Source organism: Paenibacillus thalictri, from assembly GCF_004307995.1.
Lineage (GTDB): Bacteria > Bacillota > Bacilli > Paenibacillales > NBRC-103111 > Paenibacillus_AF > Paenibacillus_AF thalictri.
On record NZ_SIRE01000031.1, the window covers coordinates 39,961 to 63,925 of the forward strand.

21 protein-coding genes are annotated in these 23,965 nt (G+C 53.6%); 11 read left to right on the forward strand and 10 right to left on the reverse strand.

Going from position 1 to position 23,965, the window contains the following annotated elements; translation table 11 throughout:
* From phnG to EYB31_RS33020, 10 genes are all read left to right on the forward strand, one after another.
* A complete protein-coding gene (gene phnG / locus EYB31_RS32975) occupies positions 1-441 on the forward strand; it encodes a phosphonate C-P lyase system protein PhnG (protein ID WP_131017796.1) in 441 nt (146 codons plus the stop codon).
* Positions 428-1,165 (forward strand): phosphonate C-P lyase system protein PhnH, encoded by a 738-nt coding sequence (gene phnH, locus EYB31_RS32980; RefSeq protein WP_131017797.1) that lies wholly within the window; start codon positions 428-430, stop codon positions 1,163-1,165. Before phnG ends, phnH begins: the two co-directional genes overlap by 14 nt.
* Positions 1,153-2,466 carry a carbon-phosphorus lyase complex subunit PhnI gene (locus EYB31_RS32985; RefSeq protein ID WP_131017799.1) on the forward strand — a complete coding sequence of 438 codons (1,314 nt, stop codon included), beginning with the start codon at positions 1,153-1,155 and terminating at the stop codon, positions 2,464-2,466. Before phnH ends, EYB31_RS32985 begins: the two co-directional genes overlap by 13 nt.
* A complete protein-coding gene (locus EYB31_RS32990; protein ID WP_131017801.1) occupies positions 2,435-3,319 on the forward strand; it encodes an alpha-D-ribose 1-methylphosphonate 5-phosphate C-P-lyase PhnJ in 885 nt (294 codons plus the stop codon). Before EYB31_RS32985 ends, EYB31_RS32990 begins: the two co-directional genes overlap by 32 nt.
* The gene (locus EYB31_RS32995; protein ID WP_420819492.1) at positions 3,310-4,245 is read left to right on the forward strand and encodes an ATP-binding cassette domain-containing protein; all 936 of its coding nucleotides are present in this window, start codon (positions 3,310-3,312) and stop codon (positions 4,243-4,245) included. Before EYB31_RS32990 ends, EYB31_RS32995 begins: the two co-directional genes overlap by 10 nt.
* A gap of 15 nt (positions 4,246-4,260) precedes the next feature.
* Positions 4,261-4,989: a phosphonate C-P lyase system protein PhnL gene (gene phnL, locus EYB31_RS33000; RefSeq protein WP_131017803.1), complete on the forward strand. Its 729-nt coding sequence runs from the start codon at positions 4,261-4,263 to the stop codon at positions 4,987-4,989.
* Between the two features lie 19 nt (positions 4,990-5,008).
* Positions 5,009-6,211, forward strand: coding sequence for a phosphonate metabolism protein PhnM (phnM, locus tag EYB31_RS33005; RefSeq protein WP_165452742.1), 1,203 nt, complete (start codon positions 5,009-5,011; stop codon positions 6,209-6,211).
* A gap of 51 nt (positions 6,212-6,262) precedes the next feature.
* A complete protein-coding gene (locus EYB31_RS33010; RefSeq protein ID WP_131017807.1) occupies positions 6,263-7,228 on the forward strand; it encodes a sugar phosphate isomerase/epimerase family protein in 966 nt (321 codons plus the stop codon).
* A gap of 175 nt (positions 7,229-7,403) precedes the next feature.
* A complete protein-coding gene (locus EYB31_RS33015; protein WP_131017808.1) occupies positions 7,404-8,285 on the forward strand; it encodes a PHP domain-containing protein in 882 nt (293 codons plus the stop codon).
* An 82-nt stretch (positions 8,286-8,367) separates the two neighbouring features.
* A complete protein-coding gene (locus EYB31_RS33020; RefSeq protein ID WP_131017810.1) occupies positions 8,368-9,072 on the forward strand; it encodes a hypothetical protein in 705 nt (234 codons plus the stop codon).
* Positions 9,073-9,096: 24 nt separating this feature from the next.
* Here the strand turns inward: EYB31_RS33020 and EYB31_RS33025 are convergent, their stop codons facing one another.
* The 3 genes from EYB31_RS33025 to adh all read right to left on the reverse strand — a co-directional run bounded on the left by EYB31_RS33025 (position 9,097) and on the right by adh (position 12,384).
* Complete coding sequence (locus tag EYB31_RS33025) at positions 9,097-10,191, reverse strand: nitric oxide synthase oxygenase (RefSeq protein WP_131017812.1); 1,095 nt, start codon at positions 10,189-10,191, stop codon at positions 9,097-9,099.
* A gap of 288 nt (positions 10,192-10,479) precedes the next feature.
* On the reverse strand, positions 10,480-10,848 hold the full coding sequence (locus tag EYB31_RS33030; RefSeq protein ID WP_131017814.1) for a DUF779 domain-containing protein: 369 nt from the start codon (positions 10,846-10,848) through the stop codon (positions 10,480-10,482).
* A 15-nt stretch (positions 10,849-10,863) separates the two neighbouring features.
* Positions 10,864-12,384, reverse strand: coding sequence for an aldehyde dehydrogenase (gene adh, locus EYB31_RS33035; protein WP_131017816.1), 1,521 nt, complete (start codon positions 12,382-12,384; stop codon positions 10,864-10,866).
* A gap of 685 nt (positions 12,385-13,069) precedes the next feature.
* Here adh and EYB31_RS33040 point away from each other — a divergent pair.
* Positions 13,070-14,299, forward strand: coding sequence for an MFS transporter (locus EYB31_RS33040; RefSeq protein WP_131017817.1), 1,230 nt, complete (start codon positions 13,070-13,072; stop codon positions 14,297-14,299).
* Positions 14,300-14,433: 134 nt separating this feature from the next.
* On the opposite strand, the gene EYB31_RS33045 is transcribed toward EYB31_RS33040, so the two are convergent.
* The 7 genes from EYB31_RS33045 to EYB31_RS33075 form a co-directional block, all read right to left on the reverse strand.
* On the reverse strand, positions 14,434-15,198 hold the full coding sequence (locus EYB31_RS33045; protein ID WP_131017818.1) for an HpcH/HpaI aldolase family protein: 765 nt from the start codon (positions 15,196-15,198) through the stop codon (positions 14,434-14,436).
* A gap of 132 nt (positions 15,199-15,330) precedes the next feature.
* Positions 15,331-16,779: a sedoheptulokinase gene (locus EYB31_RS33050; RefSeq protein WP_165452743.1), complete on the reverse strand. Its 1,449-nt coding sequence runs from the start codon at positions 16,777-16,779 to the stop codon at positions 15,331-15,333.
* A complete protein-coding gene (locus tag EYB31_RS33055) occupies positions 16,772-17,809 on the reverse strand; it encodes an exo-alpha-sialidase (RefSeq protein ID WP_131017822.1) in 1,038 nt (345 codons plus the stop codon). The genes EYB31_RS33050 and EYB31_RS33055 overlap by 8 nt, the downstream gene beginning before the upstream one ends.
* 27 nt (positions 17,810-17,836) lie before the next feature.
* Entirely contained in the window at positions 17,837-19,456 is a 1,620-nt protein-coding gene (locus EYB31_RS33060; RefSeq protein ID WP_131017824.1) for an extracellular solute-binding protein, read from the reverse strand.
* 136 nt (positions 19,457-19,592) lie between these two features.
* Complete coding sequence (locus EYB31_RS33065) at positions 19,593-20,498, reverse strand: carbohydrate ABC transporter permease (RefSeq protein ID WP_131017826.1); 906 nt, start codon at positions 20,496-20,498, stop codon at positions 19,593-19,595.
* Positions 20,499-20,513: 15 nt separating this feature from the next.
* Complete coding sequence (locus EYB31_RS33070) at positions 20,514-21,485, reverse strand: ABC transporter permease (RefSeq protein WP_131017828.1); 972 nt, start codon at positions 21,483-21,485, stop codon at positions 20,514-20,516.
* A 180-nt stretch (positions 21,486-21,665) separates the two neighbouring features.
* Positions 21,666-23,945: a helix-turn-helix domain-containing protein gene (locus EYB31_RS33075; RefSeq protein WP_131017830.1), complete on the reverse strand. Its 2,280-nt coding sequence runs from the start codon at positions 23,943-23,945 to the stop codon at positions 21,666-21,668.
* Between the last annotated feature and the right edge of the window lie 20 nt (positions 23,946-23,965).

Genomic DNA, 23,965 nt, shown 5'->3' on the forward strand with positions numbered 1-23,965 from the left:
ATGCTGAAACGTTCGCAAATTACCCGTATTTTAATCGAAGGCGACAGGCAGCTGCTGAAGCGGCTGTGCGCGCTGGTGGAGGAAACCGCCGAGCCGGTCGTCGTAAAAGCGCCGGAGAAATCGCTTGTGATGAGCAAAGCGAGGGACTCCGTTTCGGGCCAGCCTTTTTATCTTGGAGAAATATTGGTCACGGAGTGCACGGTGGCTTTAGGTGAAACTCATGGCTTTGGCCTGCTCATCGGTGAAGATGCGCAGAGCGCCTATGAGCTCGCCGTTGTCGATGCCGCTTTTCATGCCGGACTGCCGGTAACGGCAAACTGGACGTCTCTTCTGGAGCAAGAAGAACAGCGCATAGCCAAGCGGCGCGCCGAAGAACAAGAACGCATTATGAAAACACGCGTGCATTTTGACACCATGGAGGAATCGTATGGAAAACGTTAAACACATCGTCCCGGCATGGGACCCGGTTCATGATACGCAAGCCGTTTACCGCATGCTGCTCGAAGCGATTTCACGTCCGGGCACTCTCGTTCACATCGGCCCGATGATTGCCAAGCTGCCGGAGAATATGAAATGCAGCCCGGCCGCCGCCGGCTTGGCGCATGCCCTGCTGGATGGGGAAGTTCGCTTTGCCGTCAGGCTGGAAGGGCAGGACGTTTTACCTTCCTACATCCGCCGTATGACCTTTTGCCGGGAAACGGCCCTTGACGAAGCGGATTATATTTTTGCCGACGGCGTCATGCCTGAAGTGGACATCGAGGCTTTGCTGCATGCCGTAAAACGCGGTACGCTCACCGCTCCCGATGAAAGCGCGACGTTGTTCATCCGGGTTCAAGCTCTGTGCGAGAACGAATCGTCATGCGCCGACGAATGCGAGTCCCCCCCTTCTCAAGTGCAGCCTGAGCTTAGCGGCGCAGGAATCCGGGCGGACGAATGTGAATCATCTCCCCCTCAAGTGCAGCTTGAGCTCAGCGGACCGGGAATCCGCGGCACGCAATTCTGCTGTCTAAGCGGCGTCTCCCCGGCATGGCTGAAAGTTCGCGAAGCTATCAATGACGAATATCCGATGGGCGTTGATATGTACTTTTTTACCGAATCCGGCGAGCTGATGGCGCTGCCCCGTACGACCAAATTAAGCAAGGAGGGATCGTCATGGCTTATGTAGCGGTTACCGGCGGGCAAAAAGCGATTGAACAAGCCGATCTCCTAACCCAATATTACCGGTTGAAGGATTCGAATGCGCCGATTGCGGTGAATGCGATTGAAAAGCAGCTCCGCTTGCTTGTCGACCGAATTATGAGCGAAGGGGGGCTGTACGCACCCGAGCATGCCGCTGTAGCACTGAAGCAAGCGGAAGGGGATCCGTCGGAGGCTGCGTTTCTGATCCGCGCTTACCGTTCCACCCTGCCCCGCAACCATTATTCCCAAGTCATCGAGCCGGCCGGCATGCGCATCATTCGCCGTATCTCCTCTTCCTTCCGCGATATTCCGGGCGGACAGCTGCTTGGGCCGACTTACGACTATACGCACCGCATGCTGAAATTTTCGCTCAGAGGCGAAGATGAGCGGGCGATCGAAGAGTTTGTCGATACGTACTTGCGTGATGCTGATCCGGAAGCACAGTCGGTCGCAAACGATCGTGCAGTTGAGAAACCGGCTGGGGAAAACAATCATGAAGCCTCCGAGCTGCTTCGGGAAAACAACCCTGCTGCTGGCGAGACGAATCGAGAAAACGATCGCGCTGCTTTGGAGTCCACTCAAGAAAACGGACCGCAGACCGGCGCTCCGCTTACTTTTGTCAAGGTAGCCGATTTGCTGCGCGAGCAAGGGCTGATGGGCAGAACGGAGCGGAAGGAAATCGAGCCATACGATATTACCCGCGAAAAGCTGACGTTCCCCGCTCCGCGTTCGGCCCGCCTGCAGACGCTGACCCGTGGTGAAACCGGGGCGATGACCGCTTTGGCCTACAGCAGCATGCGCGGTTACGGCGCGGTGCATCCGACGATCGGCGAGCTGCGTGTCGGCTACGCTCCAGTATATGTCCCCTATCCCGGCGGAGACGGCGGCGCTGATGACGATGCGCTGTACATCGGAGAAGTGATGCTGACCGAAGTCGAATCGATTAATTCTTTTACCCAAAACCAAGCGGGCAAAATCGAATTTTTACTAGGGTACGGCTTATGCTTCGGCCAAAACGAGCTGAAAGCGATCGCCATGTCCATTCTGGAACGCAGCTTGGAAACGACCGGCCCGGCACCTGCGCAAGACGAGGAATTCGTGCTGCTGCACATCGACAGCGTGGAGTCCAACGGCTTTGTTTCCCACTTGAAGCTGCCGCATTACATTACGTTCCAATCGTCGCTGGACCGCATCCGCGATACGCAAGCCCGCACCGCACAGCCGAAAGAAGAACAGAAAAAGGAGGCAGCCCCTGATGAGACCCAACTTCAACCCGCCCGCGTATAATTTTGCCTTTCTGGACGAAGGATCGAAGCGCGAGATCCGCCGCAAATCGTTAAAAGCCGTAGCCATTCCGGGATTTCAGGTGCCTTTCGCCTCGCGGGAGCTGCCGATTGGCAGAGGCTGGGGAACCGGCGCGCTCCAGCTTACCTTGTCCTTGATCGGGCAAAGCGATGTGCTGAAGGTCATCGACCAGGGCAATGACGACAGCGTAAATGCCGTCAGCATCCGCCGCCTGGTAGAAGAAACAAGCGGGATTCGCACGACCGAAGATGCGCTGGACGCCAGCGTCATTCAATCCCGCCACCGTATTCCCGAAGAAACGCTGCGCCACGGCCAAGTGCTTGTCATGCAGGTGCCGCAGCCGGAGCCGCTGCGCAAGGTGGAGCCGCGAGAGCGCCAATCGAGAATCAAACATGCCGAGATGGACTACAGCGCGATGTGGCTGACGTTGTACGAAGGCATCGTGAAATGGGGCGACATTACGCTTGGCGCGGATTATCCCGTCATGGTGCATGAAAGATATATTATGGCACCTAGCCCAATCCCGCGCTGGGATAACCTGAAGCTGCATCAAGCGGAACATCTGACGTTATTTGGCGCCGGTCGCGAGAAGAAGATTTACGCCGTCCCTCCTTATACCGACGTACGTCCGCTTGAATTCGAGGATTATCTTTTTCACGTGGAATCGTTCGAAGGCAAGGCATGCCGGCATTGCGGCGCAGCCGATACCTTCCTGGACGAAGTGGCCGAAGAGCAAGGCTCCGGGCGGCTGTATCAATGCTCGGACACGGCATTTTGCAATAAACGCCAAACGACCGCCAACGCTACATCAAAGGAGGCTATCGTATGTCCTTAATGTCGAAATTACATCCATCCGAGCCGGCGGTTCATGAACACGGACGGTTTGAAGCTAATGCTGCCCAGCTAGCAAATGACCCGCATCTGACGGAAACACCCTTACTGCAAGTGCGCGGTTTAAGCAAACGGTACGGCGCCGGCTGCAGCTTATGCGAGCACCCGGTTTCCGGCGACGATGCGCCGGTCCGCTGCCCGGCCTGCGGCAGCATCTGGGCGTGCCGCTCGCTCGATTTCCATGTGTACCCCGGCGAAATTCTCGGCGTGGTCGGCGAAAGCGGGTCCGGCAAAAGCACCATGGTGAAATGCCTGTACTTCGACGAAGCGATTACCGGCGGAGAAATGCGTATTACCGCTTATAAAAACGGCACATCGGAGCTGTTCACCGAGTCTTCGCAGCAGAAACGTTATATCCGCAACCATCTGATGGGCATGGTATATCAAAATCCGCTGCTTGGGCTTCGCATGAACTTCTCTTCCAGCGGCAATATTGCGGAGAAGCTGTTCGCCGCCGGCCATTTTCACGTAGGAACAATCCGCGAGCGCGCGTCCTCCTTGCTTGACCGCGTGGAAATTCCGGTCAGCCGCATGGATGAGCCGCCCAAGCAGTTCAGCGGCGGGATGCAGCAGCGCGTGCAAATATCCAAGGCGCTGGCCAACCACCCCCCGCTGCTTCTGCTTGATGAAGTGACCACAGGTCTCGACTTGTCGGTCCAAGCGAAGGTCATCGATCTGATCCGCGACATTCAACGCGAGCTGCAGGTGGCCATGATTGTCGTATCGCACGATTTGGGCGTCATCCGGATGCTTGCCGACCGCACGATGGTGATGCGTAACGGCTGTATCGTTGAGCAAGGCTTAACCGATCAAATTTTAGAGGACCCGCAGCATCCGTACACCCAACTGCTCGTCCATTCACTCTTGTAAGGAGGGGCCGACAACATGCTTAAAGTGCAATCGCTAGCCAAAACGTTCGAATTGTCCATGACCGGCCAAATGAAAATCCGCCCGTTCCGCGACTTATCTTTTGAGGTGGGCCGGGGCCAGTTTCTCGGTATTGCCGGACCAAGCGGCATCGGCAAATCGTCGATCCTTAAATGCGTCTACCGTACCTATTTGCCTACGGCAGGGTCCATCCTGTACGACTCGGAACTGTACGGCGAGCTCGATTTGGCGCAGGCGACCGAACGCCAGATAGTGCATCTGCGCCGGGCGGAAATCAGCTACGTCACGCAATTTCTCAAAGTGATCCCGCGTATCCCGGCGCTTGATGTCGTTGCGGAGCGGCTGCTTCTGCGAGGAGCGACCATGGAAGAAGCGCGCGTTCAAGCACAAGACATGCTGCAGCGGCTTAACATTCCGCAAGATTTGTGGAGCGCGTTTCCCGCCACCTTCAGCGGAGGCGAACAGCAGCGCGTGAACCTGGCCCGGGCGCTGATCGCCAGACCTAGGCTGCTCATTCTTGACGAGCCGACCGCTTCGCTTGATCACGATACGACCCTGAAGGTGCTGCAGCTGCTTAATGAGATGAAAGAACAAGGCACAACGATGATTGGCGTGTTCCACGACTGGGATGTCATGGGCCGGGTGGCCGACGACATTTTGGACCTGCGGATATGGCAAGCCTCGCAGAACGCAGCGGAAACCGAACAAATTCCGGCTGCCCGCTAAAGAAAAGGAGGATCACTTCATGCACAATGTTTATAAAATTTGCGGCGGATCCATAGTAACCCCCTCCGGCATATTGGAGAACGGCACACTGGTCGTCGAAAACGGCACTATCGCCGATGTGTCCTCCGTACCTTCGCTTCCCGGCCCCCATGATATTGATGCACGCGGTTTGCTGGTGCTGCCGGGTATTATCGATACGCACAGCGACGCCATCGAACATGAGATGCAGCCGCGTCCGGCCAGCTTGTTTCCGATTGAAATGTCCTTTTACGAGCTGGAGCGGAAGCTTGCCGGCCAAGGGGTCACCACCATCTATCACTCGCTTAGCATGTGGGATGACAATTCGCCGAAGGAAGTACGCCGCAACCAATCCGTGAAAAATATGATCCGCACCATCCGCCGTTTGTCTTCAGCCGGGCATTTGATCCGGCACCAGTTGCATCTGCGGTTCGAAATCGTCAATCTAAATGCCGTTCCGCATATCGTCGAGCTGCTTGAGAACGGCGAACTCGATCAAATCTCCTTCATGGACCATACTCCGGGCCAAGGACAATACCGCAATCTGGAGGTACAAAAAAAGTTTGTGATGGAGCGCCAGAAGCTTTCCGAAGAGGAAACGCTGCGGGTGCTGGAAGCCCGCAGACAGCAGCCCAAAGTCAGCCGGGACGATCTGCAGCTTGTCGCCGATCTGGCCCGCAGCAAAGGTGTGCCGCTGGCTTCGCATGACGACGATTCCGTCGAAAAGTTAGAGCTTGTGCAAGGCTGGAATGCGGCGATCAGTGAATTTCCGATCACGCTGGAAGTCGCTTCCGAAGCCAAACGCAAAGGACTCTACGTTGTAATGGGCGCGCCCAACGTCATCCTCGGCAAATCGCACAGCAACAATCTGTCGGCGCTGGAAGCGATCAAAGAAGGTCTCGTCGATATTTTGTGTTCCGACTATTATCCGCCTTCGATGCTGCAGGCCGCGTTCCGTCTTCACGCATTAGGTTACGATCTTCCTTATGCTTTTAACATGATATCGCTAAACCCCGCGAAAGCGCTTGGGATCTCGGATCGGCTCGGTTCGCTGGAATCCGGCAAAACCGCGGATATTTTGCTAGCACGTATGCACGAAGGCCGTCCGGTCATTGAGAAAGTATTGGTAGGCGGGCAAACCGTATGCCAGATGGATTATCGGGGCCGAATGGACCATGCTGCGGCGGCTGTTTATTCATTGTAGCCTGTGAGCCCTCAATTCGATTACGGACCGATACCACAAGGAGGAAGGCGCATGAAACTGAAAGGCATGGGAGTCAGTTTGCCGATCAACGAAACAACAAGCAATTTGGAGCGCCTGAAAGATAAGCTTCACAAGATTGCCGGGCTTGGGTTCGATACCGTCGAATTGCCTATCCAGGGCATGAATGTCATTAAGAACGGCCGCATTAATGCAAGCAGGCTGCAGGCTTATAGAGATCTGCTGAGCAGCTTTCCGCTGCAGTATACGACACATGCCCCGTTTGATTTGAACTTGTTCCGGCAAGGCGATACCTCCGTCGATGAAAAATGCCTGATGGCTTCAGTGGACATCAGCGGAGCTATAGGCGCCAAAATCATGGTGTATCATGTAGGCCGCTATGTAGGGGAAGAACAGCTGTCCATATCCCATTCATGGGCCCGGTATACCGAAGAAGAGAAACAAGCGTTATTGCAATATGAGCAAAAATGGATGCGCACAGCCGGGGACAGGGCTCAAGCATGCGGCGTAATGATCGCTATGGAGAACATGAGACCGTACCTTGATTGCGCGGATTACGTCTATGCGCTTTCCCCAAGCGCTCTCGCCGATCAAATCGAAGCCGTCGCGCATCCGCACGTTCAAGCCGTGCTGGACACGGGCCATCTGCATATGGCCGTGCATATGTATGGCTTGGATTTGCTGCAGGAACTGAGAAGGCTCGCTCCTTATGTGATCCACATGCATCTGCATGACAATTACGGCCGCCCCTGCTACTCCACGGAAAAAAGCCAATATGAGCTCGCTCCGCTCGGACGCGGGGATATGCATGCGCCGCTTGGCGAAGGAAACCTGCCCTTCCAGCTGATCGCAGCGGAGCTTGGGCCCGGTTTCCACGGATACGTGATCCATGAGGTCAGAGAAATGTACGAATCGTTTTGGCCGCAGTTAAGAGAGCGATACGATCAAGCGCTCGGCAAGACAGCAGCCGTTTCTCACAGCACTGCTTCCGGCGTTTGAACCCGGACGTTTGAATATGTGCGTTTGACCCCATACGGAACGATCTGGACGGCATAGATGATATCAGCGATACGGAGAACAGTGTCCTGACGATAGAGCAGAAACCAGTAATATGGGGAACAGCATCCTAACGACACAGGAGGCGCCGACAATACGGAGAAAGGAGAGGTCGACGATGGCACGCGACATTGTGGATTTGCACTGCCACACCCACTATTCGGATAATCCGCTGACGGTGGAGGAAGTGCTGCTTCAAGCAAAGGAACAAGGCGTGAGGTATCTCGCCATCACGGACCATGATACGACAGCGGGTCTCATCGAAGCGGCCGTATTGGGACGGAAGTATGGCATCGAAATTATACCGGGCATTGAAATCTCGGCATACGATATGCGCCGCAAACGAAGGGCTCACATATTGGGCTATTACGTGGAACCGTTACATCCCGCACTGGAAGCTCTCTGCCGGCCGGTTCTCGAGAGAAGGCACGAAGCATCCCGCACCATCGTACAGCGGCTGCAGCAGGCCGGTTATTCGATTCGCTGGGAGGATGCGCTTCAATACGGTACGGCAGGCGGTTACGTATATAAGCAGCACATTATGCGCGTGCTCATGGATCGCGGGCACTGCGACGACCTGCACGGGGAGCTGCAGCGCACATTGTTTCACCGGGGCGAACCGGGAAAAGCGCCCGGCCTGGCCTATCTGCCCATCGCTTATGCGGATGCGGTTCAAGCCATTGCCGCCATCCGCGAGGCCGGCGGCGTCGCCGTGCTGGCACACCCGGGCCAGCTCCGCAACTTCGAAGCGATCGGCGAATGGGTTGATGCCGGGCTCCAGGGCATAGAAGCGCAGCATCCTTCCCATACGCCGGAAGATACCGCTTTGGCCCGAGAATACGCCGCCAAGCACAATCTTATCGTAACGGCCGGTTCCGATTTTCACGGACCGTACGGATATCCCGGTTTTCGGCCCGGCTGTTATGACGCCGGTACCGACGCGCTCGCCGCATTGCGGACAGCAGCTGAGGCCGCTACCAGGTCGCAAATTTCCAAATAACTAATTTTTGCCAAATAATCACTTTTATCCCGGCCCTCCGCAGTGTAATATGGTTATTAAATAAGTGAAAAGTGGGGGCCGCATGAACGGGATTATTTGGATCAGCTTGCTTGTCTTGCTTTTGCTTGCCTACGTTGACCGGAGGCGCGACATGACAGTCAAGATGTGGCTTATCGTCGCCGGGATGTTTATGTTATGCCAATTTTATATCGACTTGTTCGGCTTATTGATACCTGCGGGTTGTATTGCCGGCCTTATCTATATGAGGAAAGCAAAAAAGTCCTATTTGTCCAAAGCGCTTATCTTCGGTCTGATTTGCGTATATGCCAATTTTTACCTTCCAAAAATCACTTTAACTCAGTTGAAAGAGCAAGTTGAAAACGCCAAATATACGGCGGAGTTTAATCAAGTGAGGGCCGTCTCCCAATATTCTGCGGCTTCAGAGGTGAACGCCATCCTGCAGAAGGCGGCCGAGCAGCTGAGGGACAAAAATCCGAAGTCGGAAATTACGATTGACGATCCTCACGTGTTATTCAGCATCTGGGTTCTTACCCACAGGGACATGTCGATACAGGACCTGGATTGGTTGTGGTACACAGCTCCGCGGGAGCTGCATTATTATTGGCAGTCGAGCCGCCCCGACCCGCTGACAACGCTGGAGTATGTTATTTTTAACGAAACGGGGTATATGGGGTTATTCAAAAGAGCGACGGCATCCAGTCCGTTTCTGTTGGAATCGGTTTACGAATTCGACCGGCTGAAGAACGCAAATCCGGCCATTCCGTAAGCTCTCAGCGTCGCCCTTTGATGCTCAATAAAGCGTTTCCTGATAAAAGAAATTCGGCGTTTCGATTTTATTGTCGTATGAATGGTGAAAGATATGTGTGGCCGCAGGCGAAAGCGGCGGGATGAGCCAAGTCCAATCCCCCGTAATGCCGCGGCCTTTTTTGCCTTCCGCTTGCTCGAAGAGCTGGAATTGCCGTGCGGCCGTATGATGGTCGACAATCGTTACCCCTTGCCGGTTAAAGGAATACAGCACGGCGGCGTTGAGCTCCACCAGTGTTTTGTCCTTCCACAAGGTCGCTTCCCTGCTCGTATCCAAATTAAGCAAAGCCGCCACCCGGGGCAGCATGTTGTAACGCTCTATGTCGGCCAAGTTCCTCGCCCCGATTTCAGTGCCCATATACCAGCCGTTAAAAGGAGCGGCCAAATAAGAAATGCCCCCGATTTCCAAACGCATATCCGAAACAAGCGGTACGGCATACCATTTCAGCTGCAGATCCGCAAAACCCGCGTGCTCGGGATGCAAGATAGGCACCTCCAGCACCAACGGCCGGGGAATTTCAAACCAGCGGGGCTGCCTGTCTCCCATCTGCACAACCAGTGGAAGCACGTCAAAAGGCGTACCCTCCCCGCTCCAGCCGATCGACTTGCAGAAACGGGTTAATGCCGTCGAGACCGGGTCGCCGATGATCCCGTGCTCCGTTTCATGACCCGCATAACGAATCAGTTGGTGGTTCCAAATACGCAAACGCTGCTCCGCACGATGCGACGGCCCGAAAACGGTAATTGCTGGCCGGATCTTGCCTCCGTTCGTGGCAAACTCGATATGCCTGCACAACATCTCGGCTGCTTTCTCCTCCGTGTCCGCATCACGCGCGTCGAATACGTGCAGCGATTCCCAGAACAACCGCCCGATGCACCGGTTGCTGTTGCGCCATGCCATTTTGGCGCCGTGCCGCAATTCCTCCGACGTGTGCTCGTAAAAGCCGGTCAGCTCTATCGAGCGCTGTATTTCCGACAGCCGGCGTTCAGCTTCATGCTGCGATTTGCCAAGCTCCTGATAAGCTCGAACTATAAAATGAGCAGCTTGCTCATACAATGCAATCTGATTGATCGTTGGCATGTTGTTTTCCCATCCTTACAAGCAGTTCGGTATACACCGCAGTTCTAATATTATATGAAAAACTTCCATACCAAGTCCAATTAGGGAGAGCCGCTGCATTCATAAGGAGCAGCTGCGAGATATCAGCTTTTGCAAACGGCTTCGGTTTAAATGCGCCAACCGGATGATCCTGAACCGTCACTGGCATTCCATACCTTTTCACAAAAAAGAAGCCCGCGCATCCCTTAGTAAAAAAGGGTGCTCCAGGCTTCCTCTTAATCCACGCATGAAACTTTTGACAATATCCGGCTACGTTAAACCCAGCTCCGCAAGCTCATCATCCGTAAACACTTTCGACCGGGTCAAAAACCTCTTCCCCTCCGGACCCTCCAGCGAAAACATGCCGCCCCGGCCCGGTACAACGTCGATAATCAACTGGGTGAACTTCCAATAATCGTATTGCACTTGGCTCATATAAAAAGGAGCGCCTCCGATCTCCCCGAGCTGCACATCCTGGTCTCCGACCATAAATTCGCCGAGCGGGTAACACATCGGGGAGCTGCCGTCGCAGCAGCCTCCCGATTGATGAAACATAACCGGACCGTGTTTGCTTCGCAGGAAGATGATTAAGTCCAGAGCGGCATCGGTAGCGAGCACTCTTTGCACTTGGGTAGACATCCCGTGTCGAGCCCCTTAGAAAAATCCCAGAGCATCGGGACTGTAGCTGACTAGCAGGTTTTTGGTCTGCTGGTAATGCGACAACATCATCCGGTGGTTCTCCCGGCCGATCCCGGAAGTCTTGTAGCCCCCGAACGCCGCATGTGCCGGATACGCATGGTAGCAGTTGGTCCACACCCGGCCGGCCTGAATACCGCGACCCATCCGGTAAGCGGTGTTCATATCGCGGCTCCACACCCCCGCCCCCAGGCCGTACAACGTATCGTTGGCGATCGCAAGCGCATCTTCCGCATCTTTGAACGTCGTGACCGAAACAACCGGACCGAATATCTCTTCCTGGAAAATACGCATTTTATTATGCCCTTTAAGCACCGTCGGCTGGATATAGTAACCATCCGCCAAATCGTCGCCAAGCTGCGCTCGCCCTCCGCCGATCAGGCATTCCGCCCCTTCCTGCTGTCCGATGTTCATGTAGCTGAGAATTTTCTCCACTTGTTCAGTGGACGCTTGAGCGCCAATCATCGTGTCCGTATCAAGCGGGTTGCCCTGCTTAATGGAAGCTACACGCTTCAGCGCTCTCTCCATAAACGCATCGTAGATCGATTCTTGAATGATCGCACGGGACGGACATGTGCAGACTTCCCCTTGGTTTAAGGCAAACATCGCAAAACCTTCAATCGCCTTATTAAAGAAAGCGTCGTCCTTGGCCATAATGTCCTCGAAGAACAGGTTCGGCGATTTGCCGCCGAGCTCCAGCGTCACCGGAATGATGTTCTGTGAAGCATACTGCATAATCAAACGGCCGGTTGTCGTTTCACCGGTAAAGGCAATTTTGGCGATACGGTTGCTGGAAGCAAGCGGTTTGCCGGCTTCCAATCCGAAGCCGTTGACGATATTCACCACACCCGCAGGCAGCAGGTCCTGAATCAGCTCCATTAGCAGAAGGATCGACGCAGGCGTTTGTTCAGCGGGCTTCAGGACTACGCAGTTGCCTGCCGCCAGCGCCGGTGCCAGCTTCCATGTCGCCATCAGCAGCGGAAAGTTCCATGGGATAATCTGCCCGACGACGCCAAGCGGCTCATGAAAATGATACGCCACCGTATCGTTGTCGAGTTGGCTTAACGTGCCTTCCTGCGCCCGGATACATCCCGCGAAATAGCGGAAATGATCGATCGCAAGCGGCAGATCCGCAGCCAGCGTTTCACGCACCGGCTTGCCGTTATCCCAAGTTTCGGCGACGGCCAGCATCTCCAGATTCGCTTCCATCCGATCGGCGATTTTATTTAAAATAAGCGCCCGCTCCGCAACGGAAGTACGTCCCCATGCGTCCTTCGCTTCATGAGCCGCATCAAGCGCGAGTTCGATATCTTCGGCGGTAGAACGCGGTACTTCGCAAAAAGACCGGTTATTGACCGGCGACACATTTTCAAAATATTGACCTTGAACAGGCGGAACCCACTGGCCCCCGATAAAATTCTCATAACGCTTCTTAAAAGCAATCTTTGCATCTGGGCTTCCCGGTTGAGCATAAATCATGAGTGGACAACCTCCTTTGGATTTGGGCAATACAAGGAATAGGAACGTAGAAGAGTAAGCCGACCGCTGATACGGAAGCGCTATCATTTCGTGAAATAAGTCGCACGTCAAGACATCATAAGCCGGCAAATTACCGGTATCAACCTGGTTAGATCCGTCCAATATTCGCCAAAATGCACCGCCTCTTTCAGCAAGTGATGAAATTTTTTCGCTGATGGGACATCGTGTGCTAGCTGGGCCAATCGGAGCATCAGTCCGATTGAACGATCTCTAGCGTGCTCGACAAATCATACAAGCAGAATAGAGCCATGCCAAATAAAATGCAGGAAAGGAAAGAATACTGGCGGTGAGCTGAGTTTGCAAAGCTGCGGGACGTCCCCGCCTGATGCAAAAGAGGAGTTGGCAAGCTATAGTGCGTCCGATCTGCCCAATCCTTTGCTTGGCGAGAGCAGGTCAGGTTAAAATCGATTCGCACCGTCCAAGGAGGTTATTCTAAATTTTACCTTTATAAAGCAAATTTGCCAAGCTGGTTTTGCAACATTTACCAAAATCTTCAATTTTCTTACTTGTCCGAATTGATCTTGCTGCGCATCATCACATTTTATCACATGAAAAATAAACTTATTCGGTTTCAAGCGGATGTTTAATGTTATGATGGGAACTGAAAAGGAAGGTGGTGCAGGGAATGTCGTCTGAGTCATTTTCTTGGAAGCGCAATATGTTCATGTTATGGAGCGGGGCTTTTTTGGTCAGTATGGCTTATTCGGTGTCGATCCCGTTCATGCCGATTTTTTTGCAAAAAGACTTGGGTGTTCATCAGCATTTGGAGGCTTGGACCGGGTTTGTTTTTGCGATTACGTTTCTCGCCAGCGCGTTAATCGCTCCGTTCTGGGGTTCGATTGCCGACAAGTATGGACGAAAACCGATGATTTTGCGAGCCGGCGTCTGCTTGTCGCTCGCTTACTTTTTGTATTATTTTGTGCAAAATCCTTATGAATTGATTGCCGTTCGCATCTTGGAAGGCCTGCTCGCCGGGTACATCCCTTCGGCAATCGCGCTTGTCGCCACCAATACTCCGGAAAAACATGTCGGGTACGCGCTTGGCATCATGTCGACGTCAGGAGCCGCGGCGTCAATCATCGGACCGCTGCTAGGCGGTGTAGTCAGCCATCTGATCGGGCCGCGCGATACGTTTCTTTTTGCCGGTGTGATGGTGTTTGTGGCGTTTCTGATTGCCCTCTTTGCGGTCAAAGAGCCTTACTTCAACAAATCTGCGGCCAAACGTTCTTCCGTAACACAGGACTTGAAGGAAGCGGCCGCCAACCGCAGCCTGATGATTGCGCTGGTTGTCGTTTTTGTAACGACCTCGTCGGTGATGATCATCGAACCGCTGCTGACGATTTATGTGCTGAATCTCGGCTCCAGCGAATCTTCCGCTTCGTTGTATGCGGGCATTATATTCTCCGCGGTTGGTGTCGCCACGCTTATTGCCGCCCCGCGTTGGGGCAAATGGGGCTCCCAGCTCGGATTTGAGAAGGTGCTGTTTATCGGGCTGCTGGGCGGAGGCATCGGCAACCTGCTGCAGATGGTGTTTCAGGATATCGTCAGCTTCGGATCGCTGCGGTTTGTGTACGGGTTGTTTTTTGCCGGCGTATTTCCGGCCCTTAACGCTTTTATTGCGCAGCAGACGGACCCGGCGTTTCGCAGCCGCGCCTTCGGCTTGAACCAATCGGCCAACCAGTTGGGCCTGATGGCCGGGCCGCTAATCGGGGGGCTCTTGGCCACTCAATTACCGATACCGGTTATTTTTGCAATCAACGGTTCGCTGCTCTTGGCGGTTGCGCTGCTGCTCAAAGTACCGAAGTTCTCCATCAGCACCAGCCGCCGCCCTGTGTATAAGGAAACATCGAGATAAAGCAAAGCCCCCAGGCTCCTGTCTGAACGAAAGACCGCAGGATGGACACTTAGGACAAAGTGCTCATCTGCAGCTCACAGTTCAGATTAGGGAACCGGGGGCTTTTTAACATAGTTCAGAAGCTGCCAATCAGGTCAGCCCCGCTTCAGCTTGGCGAGGCCTTCCTTGGCGCCGCTCATCAGCATGCCAACTTCGCTATTCCAGCTTAATATCGACATGCCTATCCGCTCGCAATGCTGCAGCAAGTCAATCTGCGACGAAATAATGCCGGAGCCAATGCCGGCTGTGCGGGCCGCTGCCGCGATTCTACCAATCGCTTCCATTAAAGCGGGATGATTGCGCGTTCCGGAAATACCAAGATCCTGAGCAAGATCGTTTGGTCCGACGATCAATCCGTCCAGTCCTTGAACGCCGGCGATCTCCTCCAATTGCCGCAGCCCTTGCTGTGACTCGATCTGCGCCAATATGACGGTATGTTGATTGGCCGCTTTCATATATTCACGCAAATTCTCAACATGATAACGGGTATGAGCACGTGTCGTCGATACGCCCCTGCGGCCCTCGGGAGCGTATTTGCCGTATTGAATTGCGCTGCGAAGCTGTTCGGCATGCTCGACCATCGGAATGAGCAGCCCATTCACCCCCATGTCCAAATACTTCACGATGCATTCTCTGGATACTTCAGGGATTCGCACGATGATCGGGATATCGGCCCCTCTGGCCGCTGTAGTTAAACCCGCCACCATAGAGTAATCAAAATAACCGTGCTCGCAATCAACGATAAAAAAATCAAACCCGCACGTTTTCAGCATGACTGCGAGATTCGGCGTGTGGAACTCGGACACCATCGTCCCGAATACAGGCCCATTTCCGTTCAGCTTTTCGTTTAATCCGTTCATGCCATCCTCCTGTGTAATTTAAAAACACCGCTTCGCGTCCTCGACCGATCCGAAGTCTTCTCCCATCCCTAGTCGTACCCGATCCGGGGGGCTGCAGTGCTTATTACCGCAGCGCGTATCGTTCCTGCAGCGTCAATCAAGACTCTCCGGCATAAGCCGCCTTGTTTCATCATAAGAACGGCAGCGGCCCGAACACAATAAAGCGACGCGGTACATACCGGCGAACACCTCGTCCTGCACCGGAGACCATATGCCGGGGATGCCGCTTCTTTGGCTGATCAGTTCCGCAAGCAGCTTATTGCGGCTGAGTACGCCTCCCGAGAACATCAATCGACGCGTTGTTTCCGGACGTGCACCATGTAATTGTTCGAGCAGCGAAACATAAATGTCCGCCATATTGTCCAATGCGCCGCGCACAATCGGACCGATACGCAGATTTGTCGCATCAACTCCTAATAAGGCCCCCTCCCGGACACCCCTTTGGTTCGAAAAAAAACCGACCGACACCTCTAGCCGCCCCCGGTCGTCGGCTCGATCAGCCGCTTGCAGCAGTCCGCTCCAAAGCTGCGCTTCCTCAATCTGACAGCCGAAGATCGTCTCGCCAATGTCCTTCACAAAATCGGCCAAAACGTCGAGATTGCGGCCTCCGGGCAGACGGGTCAGCGTGTTCAGCCACAGGCCGCCAACAAACGGCCGGATTTCGTACGCGCCGGGCCGGTACTCCTCTTCGAGCCGCGACATGATGCCGGCCGTTCCGATCGTTAACACGGTATCCTGCTGCGGAACGGCCAAGCTGCCGAGCACCGAAGCTTGATGATCTCCGATATCGGGATATATCGGAATGTGAACCGACCCGGCAGCGGCACTCCCCCTGTACCATCCGGCAGGTTCCGTCTCACAACGGATTTGCGGGAACGACATCGTCCCGCAGCCCGCTGCTTCGATCAGCCTCCGATTCCAAGCGCCGCTGCGAATGTCGGCAAACCCCGTAGCCGCTGCGTTGGTCAGGTGGCAAGCATGCTCGCCGGTAAGCCGCAAGATAATGTAAGAACCCAGCGTGCAAAAGCGGATTCCCGCCTCTCTGCGGACATCGACATGATGGCGCAGCAAATGGAATACGTTGCACATCGCCAGCCCCGGTTTGAGGCCAATGCCCGTAGCGGCCAAATCCTCTTCCGAGACCAGCGCGCGCAGCAGATCCAGATAGGTCCGCGCCAAACTGTCTTCCACCGGCTCCATGCATCTTTCGTCCTGCCATGAAATATACGGCGTAACGGCGTGTCCATCGCGTCCCGCCAGCACAAAACCGTGCATCTGCGTCGACAGCAGCACGCCTTGCGCCTCCGGCCGCAACGTGAGATGATCGTCGATCATCTCGCGTACGATGCCGACAATCCGTTCGGCGTCCGTCTCGTGCCGTCGCGCCACAATCCCGGCCCCGCTCCCAGACAGCGGGGCCGGGGTGGATAACGGAGCCGGCGTCTTTTCTCTGCGCACGGCAAGGAGGGCACGGCGATCCACATCAAGGATCGCCGATTTGATGTAGCTGCTGCCGATATCCACAGCGATGTAGCTAGCCATCGATCCGGGCGCCGACATAGATCGTATCGTGTTTGTTGTAGTCGAAGGTGAAATGAATAACTCCTTTGTCTTCGTCAACAAAGCCGTCGGGATATGAAAGTCCTCCGGGGAAGGTGACAAGATCCCTTTGGACGGACCATGTCTTCATATCGTCGTCCGAAATCCACAGCGACAGCGGATTCCTTGAAGCCAGTCCGTGCTCCGCCCGCCATGGCGCAGGATTGTGCAGCAGCGCGATGCGGTCGTCCTTTAAGCGGAACAACCGCAGCTTGGTGCCGGCGTTTACAATGCCGCTCGGATACGCCTCGCTCCAGGTGCGGCCGCCGTCCGCCGAATCGGAACGATACAGCATGCTGGTCCGATCGGCGCGAATGAGCATCACCATCCGGCCGTCGCTTAGCTCGACCACATTGTTTTCCGCCCAATTCCAGTTTGGCAGATCAATCGAGATGCCCCCATGGGCATCCCACGTTTTACCGTTATCGCGGCTAATTAGCACGCCATTGTCCGAGCGGTAACTCGAGGTGCGCATGATGGGCAAATCCTCGGCTCTCAAACGGGCCAGCTCCTCTTCCGCCACATGATAATGCTGATAAGGCAGCACCAGCTCCCCGTTGCGTTTGTGATACAACGTGCGGATGAAGGTCCGCTCGAACAGATGCGGCACAGGCAGCGGCACCAGCTCGCTCCATGTGTACCCGCTGTCGCGGCTTACGCACATCCACTGCTCCCAGTCGAGAAATTTGCCGTTATGCACGGTCACAAACAACGTCACTTCATCGCCAAGCACCATCGCTTCGGTCTGATAGGTCGCTTTGCCGGGAATGTCGAACAACCTGACAAGCGGTCCCCAAGTTTCCCCGCGATCCGTGGAGCGGCTCAAATACACATCGTTATCGATATGGGGTTCGGTAAAACCTCCGGTTTGGATGAACGTTACCCATTCTCCGTTTGGCATCTCCCGCAAAATCGCTTCGCAGCAGACGAGATTCGGGGCCTTGCCCCAGTAAATCAGGCGCATTGTATCCATCGTTTTGATTCTCCTTGTCGCTATTGTTTATTTCACGCTGTTCCATCTGTCGTAAGCCGTTTGGCGAATTTTGATCATGTCGTCCACGCCCATCTTCTTAAGCGTCGCAATATAATTGTCCCATTCGCTGAGCGGTGTTTCTCCCATGATGAACTTGGCTTCCATCTGATCCGCGTAGCTGTCCATATCGATGTACGAAGCGATTTTCTCCTGCTCCTGCGGGGTAAACTTCACTTCCGGATAAGGGTATCTTGCAACATCGACACTGCCGCTGCTCATGATCAAATTGGTTAGCCATACCTGCATCGGATCGTTATAAGTTAAATAATCGCCTATCGTCTGGCCGTTGTAGAACGGACCGTTCACCGGAGACTGCTTTTGTCTGAAATCGTAGAAGCTGGGGTAGCCCTCAAAATGCGTATTAAACGTCTTTACCCCGTTGACCGTCACATATTCGTAACCCGCTTTGTCGCTTACGACGCCAAGTTCAGGGCCCGCACGCATGGCCAAGCTGCCCTCCAGCGTAAACAAGTAGTCGACAAGCCGCAGCATCGCCTCCGGGTTCTTGCTTTTGTTTGTGATCGCAAACGTCCCCCAGCGCTGATAAGCCGGCTGCTTACGCGCCATTTTCTGCGAATTGACGGAGCTGGTGAGCGGGGGAAGAATGATAAACTGGTCCAAATTGCCTGATCCGATGTTCGTATATCCGCCGCTATCCCCGTTTAAGCCGACCGACAAGTTTTTTTCCTTGGCCAGTACCTGCTCTTTTTTCTGGGAGAAATATTCCTTGTCCAGCAATCCCTCTTTGTAGAGCTTGTTCATGTATATCAAATATTCCTTGTAGCCGGGCTGGATCGGCACATACACGTATTTATCCTTAATCACATCGTGCCGCGAATCGACGAATCCGACCGCCGAAAGAATAGGAATACTGGCCGAACCGTTAAACAGCCCCGTAAAAGGAATCTCGTCCGCCTTGCCGTTTTTGTTCGGATCCTTCTCCTTAAACGCCTTCAGCACCGTATACAGCTCATCCAAGGTCGTCGGCACTTTGAGCCCGAGATTATCCAGCCACCGCTTGTTGATGTAAGGGCGAACCGTCACGGTATCCCGCTTGTAATCGCTAAACGTCGGTATTGTATAGATGGAGCCTTCGGGGGTTGAGAACGTCTTGCGCACCTCCGGGTATTTGTCGAACAGCGCCTTTGTCTCCGGCCCGTATTTGTCGATCAGCGGCTTCAAATTCATGAGCAGCCCTTGCGGGCCATACATATTTTCATCCTTCACCGTAAGCCCCGAGAAAAAAATATCGGGCAAATCGCCGGTTGCAAACGCAAGCGCTTTCTTCTCTTCCCAACCTGCGCTCTCAATCGCCTGAACCTTGATGTTGATGTTGGTCCGCTTGGCAATTTCCTTAAAAAACCACATTTTGTCAAAATCGCCATGGGCAGGCTCACGCGGATACATTAACGTAACGGTGATCGGCTCCTTGACGATCGGCAGCCCCGTAGGGTTAACGTTATCGGCAGCCGCTTTGTCGCTTGCTTTTTTCGCTTCTTCGCTTTGAGGTTTCCCGTTATCCGAACAGGCAGCAAGTGTGGAGCCGACAAGCGCTGCCGAAAGCAGTCCGGCCATGTATTTTTTCAATATAAACGACCTCCTTTAGCTGACTCTTCCAAATCTTTGTGCATTGACTTGATCCGTCCGTTATTTAACGATGCCGATCACCCCCTTCAGAGTCTGAACGCCCTGCATTCATTGCTTTACCTCCCCTATCTTGCCGTCACCCCTTGATTGCTCCGATCATCACCCCTTTGACGAAATACTTTTGCAGAAACGGATACAGCACCAGCACAGGCAGCGAAGACACCACGATAATGCCGAATTTCATCGCTTCCTTCAGCTCCATCCGTTTCACCAGCTCTTGCATCGCCTCGGCGTCTAAGCCCATCAGATCAACCATCTGATCCATGATCAGCACATTGCGTAAAATGAGCTGCAGCGGGTACAATTTCAGGTCGGACAAATAAATCAGCGCGCTGAAAAAGGAATTCCAGTGACCCACCGCATAAAACAAGATCAGCACCGCGATAATCGGCTTGGACAAGGGCAACACGATGCGCACGAACAACTTGAAGTTGGAACAGCCGTCAATAAACGCCGCTTCCTTTAATTCATTGGGGATCGTTGATTGAAAATAAGTCCGGGCAATGATCACGTTCCACATCGACACGGCATTGGGCAGCAGCAGCGCCCAGACGGTATTGACCAGCTGCAGCTTTTTGACAACCAAATATGTCGGCAGCAAGCCGCCGCTAAAAAACAACGTAAACGTAAACAGGAAGGTGAATAGGTTACGCCCGATCAGATCGCGGCGGGACAAGGCGTAAGCGCAGGTCAAGGTCAACGCTACGTTCAGGCTTGTGCCGACAATCGTATAAAACAACGTGTTGCGATAACCGGTCCAGATCGGATCGTATTCGAAAATTTTGCGGTATCCATCGAGCGTAAATCCTTTCGGCAGCAGGTACACCTCCCCAAGCGTAATCAGCTTTGGTTCGCTAAGCGACGCGCTGACGACATAAATCAGAGGATAAGCGACGGCCAGCAAAATAAAGGCGCCGAGGATAAGAACGATATTGTCGACAATCCGGTCTTCCCGGCTGCGAATTAATGAAGATGACGGCATTTGCCCAAGGCCTCCCTACCACAGACTCGTTTCGCCGAGACGTTTGACGACGGCGTTGACGATCAGAAGAAGTATGAAATTAATGGATGTGTTAAACAGCCCCACCGCCGAAGAAAAGCTGTATTGCAGCTGCAGCAGGCCTACCTTATACACGTAGGTCGATATCACTTCCGACGCTTCAAGGTTCAGCGGATTTTGCATCAGAAACACCTTCTCGAATCCGACGGTCATGATGCCGCCAATGGCGAACAAAAACAAGATGACAATCGTTGGCGTAATGCCCGGTATATTGATGTGCCGGATGCGCTGCAGCCGGGAAGCCCCGTCGATCATCGCCGCTTCATGTTGCTCCTGGTCGATGCCGGCCAGCGCAGCCAAATAAATGATCGAGCTCCAGCCCGCGTTTTGCCACACATCGGATAATACATAAATCGCTTTGAACCAGCTTTTATCCGTCATAAAATCATGTGACTCAAAGCCGAACAACCCTATCGCTTTATTGACGACGCCATAAGAAGGGTTCAAGAGCAGCATAATCATGCTGACCAACACAACAATGGATATAAAATGAGGTGCGTAAGTGACGGTTTGCAGCACTTTGCGAAATTTTCCGCTGCGTATTTCGTTGAGCAGCAGCGCAAGCAGAATTGGCGCGGGAAAACCGACGACCAATTGGAATAAGCTGATGCCAACCGTGTTCGTAATGATCGTCCAGAAGCTCGGCGCGTGAACGAACCGCAGGAAATGCTTAAGCCCGGCCCAAGGGCTGCCTTCGATGCCCAGCGCCCCATTAAAATCTTTAAAGGCAATTTGCACCCCGTACATCGGCCAATAATGGAAAACGATAAAATAAACAAGCGTAGGCAAAATAAACAAGTACAATTGGTAATTCATCGTTACGCCGCGCAGTCGTTTTCGCAACGCCTGCCGGCGTGCCGCGTTTACCGCCCCTGCCGAATTCACAGGGTTTGTGGTCAATTGAGGCATTGCCGATTCTCCTTTGTCGTATGTGGATGTCGATCTCACCAACGTTGTACCATGAAAACGTTTTATTTGTATATCTGTCGTTTTTAACGCCATGTGCGGTTATTGCAAACCCTTACAAAAAAAGGAGAACCGCTTGGCTCTCCCGACTCAATAACAATATAACCGGTTTTTTTTGCACGACTATGTTTCATTTGCCGTGGCATACAACTTGCGATATTGCCCCGGAGTGATGCCTTCCTCGCCTTTGAACCTCCGGCTGAAGCTGCTGAGATCCAGATAGCCGATATCGGCCACGACATCTTTTAGCGTTTTGTTCGAAGCTGCGAACTGCCGCTTGGCTTCCCGGACCCGCAAATTCCATAAATAGTCCGTAAAGTGGCAGCCGATCTTTTCTTTAAAAAAGCGGCTCCAATAATAATTCGAATTGCCGAATTGTTCGGCGATGCTCTCCAAGCTGAGGTTCGGGTCTTTAAAGTTGTCTTCCATATAACGAATGATATGTGCAACTAATCCTTGTTCCCGCTGCTGCTGCACCTTGTACACATAATCGCAAATACTGCCGATCAATGTTTGCATATGACGCCGGAATTCGGGCAGCGAATGGAATTGGATCACATGGATGATCGCTTCGCCGAACTGCGGCGCCTCGTTTCGGCCTGGAGCCGACTCTCGGGTCACCTGCTGGACCGCCTGAATCGCCAGATCGGCGATTTTATTGCAGGCAAATCGGGTCATCGCTTCGGGCATATTTTTATCTTCGATATGCCCTACCATTTTACGCAGCGCCTCAAGCGCCTGCGCCCGGTCCCCTTGCTTCAAGCTGTGCAGCCAGTACATTTCATCCTCCGCCGACTGCCAGTACCACTGCGGGAAAGTGACGATTTCCTCAAATCGGATGATCGGCCGGTCACAAAGGACCGAGCGGTGTTCGACGGCGGCATACGCTTCAATATACGAGCGATTGATTTGGAGCAATTCGTCGCCGATTTTGCCGATCCCAATCGTCACTTTGCCGCGGGATTCCCCGTACAACTCAAGAATTTGCTCGGCCAGATGCTGCAGTTCTCCATAGTCTCCCTTGGCTTTGGCGCACGCGATAATCGCCACTGCATTGTCGCTGCCGGGTTCCACGGCAAACGCCTTGCCGTCGGCGGAATAATGATCGGCCACATAATCGAGCACTTTTCCGTTTAACTTGGCCAATTCTCCTTCCGTTGGGTCATAACAAACCAGGATAACGGCATAATACGGCCCCGTGCTGCTCAAACCGCTTGATTCCAGCAGCTTGATCTGTTCGTCGCGGCTGCTCGAATCGCCTTTCAACAAGCGGATCAACACATCGTACCGCAGTAGCATGCGCTGCGTGTCCAACTGGTCCGTAAGCGATTGATTCAGCGCTAGCGCTTTGCCGATGGCTTGGCTGATGTTTTCCAATTCGTTGCCTTTGGCTGCATCCGATGTAAGACGGTGCTGCCGGACAAACGTGTCCAACTTGCGAATCGGACGGTAATTGCCAAGGGCCAGCGTCAACGCCACGGCCGAGCAAAGCACAAGCAGAATCAACGTACACGCGATGACGAATATTTCCTGCGACGTCACCACCGCTTGAAATTGCCGGGTCGGGATGACGGTGACATACGTCCAACCGGTTTCCTCGGATACGACGGAAATCATCGACAAGCTGTTGTGCTTAAAATCGACGACATGAATGCCGGGCACGACCTTTTCCTTGAGAAAAGCAAGCATGCCTTCTTGCTCAAGCATGCCGTTAGTGTCAACCTTGACCATTTCGTTCAGATTGGCGTCCAACAGCAGGGTTGCGCCTTGGAATTCGGTGCGCCCTTCGCTGATCATTTTGCGAATCACCGAGCCCTTGAACATAAATATGGCGGTACCGTGCTGAGAAAGGCCAAAGACGGGAAGCGGCACCATATACGTCATCGTGTCGGAAGCTGGGAAACTTTTGAGCACAGGTACCTTCATGTTGCGGATATCCCGTTCGAACTGCATCCGCTCGGCTTCGTTAAAACCGTAGCTTTTCTCCAGCAGCACCGGCAACGAAATCGTACCCGTTGAGGAAAACAGCCGGTCCTCGTCGTTTTTGTACCAGAGCAAAATATCGCTGATAAACGCATTGCCCGCTTTATATTTCGCCAGCTCGGCAATCCCCTCCATTGTTTGGTAATCCTGGTTGGTCATATTGTACGGAGACAACTTGGGATTTAAAGAGATCAGCGAAGAGATGCTTTTCCACTCGCGAATACGCGTGTCCATGAGATCTTTGATTTTGTACATGTTGGAGATGCTGAACGATTCCACCTCGCTGCGCAGATTAACGACGCTGTTTTTGTACAAAATCCCAAACAGCACGGCGATCGGTATAAACGTAATCAGCATATACGAGACAAACAACCGGCGGAACATGCTCCCTTTTTGAAATATAAAAGTCCCCTCTTTCATGAAAAGATGTGGATGCAAAA

What these genes read in the sequence shown, in the direction of transcription:
- phnG (WP_131017796.1), top strand. Translation starts at nt 1, where the DNA reads ATGCTGAAACGTTCGCAAATTACCCGTATTTTAATCGAAGGCGACAGG.
- phnH (WP_131017797.1), top strand. Translation starts at nt 428, where the DNA reads ATGGAAAACGTTAAACACATCGTCCCGGCATGGGACCCGGTTCATGAT.
- EYB31_RS32985 (WP_131017799.1), top strand. Translation starts at nt 1,153, where the DNA reads ATGGCTTATGTAGCGGTTACCGGCGGGCAAAAAGCGATTGAACAAGCC.
- EYB31_RS32990 (WP_131017801.1), top strand. Translation starts at nt 2,435, where the DNA reads ATGAGACCCAACTTCAACCCGCCCGCGTATAATTTTGCCTTTCTGGAC.
- EYB31_RS32995 (WP_420819492.1), top strand. Translation starts at nt 3,310, where the DNA reads ATGTCCTTAATGTCGAAATTACATCCATCCGAGCCGGCGGTTCATGAA.
- phnL (WP_131017803.1), top strand. Translation starts at nt 4,261, where the DNA reads ATGCTTAAAGTGCAATCGCTAGCCAAAACGTTCGAATTGTCCATGACC.
- phnM (WP_165452742.1), top strand. Translation starts at nt 5,009, where the DNA reads ATGCACAATGTTTATAAAATTTGCGGCGGATCCATAGTAACCCCCTCC.
- EYB31_RS33010 (WP_131017807.1), top strand. Translation starts at nt 6,263, where the DNA reads ATGAAACTGAAAGGCATGGGAGTCAGTTTGCCGATCAACGAAACAACA.
- EYB31_RS33015 (WP_131017808.1), top strand. Translation starts at nt 7,404, where the DNA reads ATGGCACGCGACATTGTGGATTTGCACTGCCACACCCACTATTCGGAT.
- EYB31_RS33020 (WP_131017810.1), top strand. Translation starts at nt 8,368, where the DNA reads ATGAACGGGATTATTTGGATCAGCTTGCTTGTCTTGCTTTTGCTTGCC.
- EYB31_RS33025 (WP_131017812.1), bottom strand. Translation starts at nt 10,191, where the DNA reads ATGCCAACGATCAATCAGATTGCATTGTATGAGCAAGCTGCTCATTTT.
- EYB31_RS33030 (WP_131017814.1), bottom strand. Translation starts at nt 10,848, where the DNA reads ATGTCTACCCAAGTGCAAAGAGTGCTCGCTACCGATGCCGCTCTGGAC.
- adh (WP_131017816.1), bottom strand. Translation starts at nt 12,384, where the DNA reads ATGATTTATGCTCAACCGGGAAGCCCAGATGCAAAGATTGCTTTTAAG.
- EYB31_RS33040 (WP_131017817.1), top strand. Translation starts at nt 13,070, where the DNA reads ATGTCGTCTGAGTCATTTTCTTGGAAGCGCAATATGTTCATGTTATGG.
- EYB31_RS33045 (WP_131017818.1), bottom strand. Translation starts at nt 15,198, where the DNA reads ATGAACGGATTAAACGAAAAGCTGAACGGAAATGGGCCTGTATTCGGG.
- EYB31_RS33050 (WP_165452743.1), bottom strand. Translation starts at nt 16,779, where the DNA reads ATGGCTAGCTACATCGCTGTGGATATCGGCAGCAGCTACATCAAATCG.
- EYB31_RS33055 (WP_131017822.1), bottom strand. Translation starts at nt 17,809, where the DNA reads ATGGATACAATGCGCCTGATTTACTGGGGCAAGGCCCCGAATCTCGTC.
- EYB31_RS33065 (WP_131017826.1), bottom strand. Translation starts at nt 20,498, where the DNA reads ATGCCGTCATCTTCATTAATTCGCAGCCGGGAAGACCGGATTGTCGAC.
- EYB31_RS33070 (WP_131017828.1), bottom strand. Translation starts at nt 21,485, where the DNA reads ATGCCTCAATTGACCACAAACCCTGTGAATTCGGCAGGGGCGGTAAAC.
- EYB31_RS33075 (WP_131017830.1), bottom strand. Translation starts at nt 23,945, where the DNA reads ATGAAAGAGGGGACTTTTATATTTCAAAAAGGGAGCATGTTCCGCCGG.